Genomic DNA, 564 nt, shown 5'->3' on the forward strand with positions numbered 1-564 from the left:
GGGTCGGCACCATTGACGTGGCGATCCCCAAGCTGCGCTCAGGTACCTACTTCCCAGAATGGTTACTGCAACGGCGCAAACGCTGTGAAACCGCGTTGATCACAGTGGTCGCTGACTGCTACCTGGCAGGAGTATCCACGCGCCGTATGGACAAGCTCGTCAAAACCCTGGGGATCACAGGACTGTCCAAGTCCCAGGTCTCACGCATGGCAGCCGACCTGGACGAGCACGTGGATCAGTTCCGCAACCGGCCCCTCCACGATGCCGGGCCTTTCACCTTCGTTGCCGCTGATGCGCTCACCATGAAAGTGCGCGAAGGAGGACGCGTCGTCTCGTGCGCGGTCCTGGTTGCCACCGGAGTCAACAATGACGGACACCGCGAAGTACTGGGGGTGCGCGTATCCACCAGCGAGACCGGCCCGGCGTGGAACGAGTTCTTCTCTGACCTGGTCGCCCGGGGCCTGACCGGCGTGCGCCTGGTGACCAGTGACGCCCATCTGGGCCTGGTTGAGGCCATCGCCGCCAACCTGCCCGGAGCCACTTGGCAACGATGCCGCACCCACT

General features: G+C 63.7%; 1 protein-coding gene. It reads left to right on the forward strand.

Going from position 1 to position 564, the window contains the following annotated elements:
- On the forward strand, positions 1-564 hold a 564-nt coding region (locus HMPREF2980_RS07890; protein WP_210399297.1), incomplete at both ends, for an IS256 family transposase.

This window comes from Rothia sp. HMSC076D04 (assembly GCF_001814645.1).
Classification (GTDB): Bacteria; Actinomycetota; Actinomycetes; order Actinomycetales; family Micrococcaceae; genus Rothia; species Rothia mucilaginosa.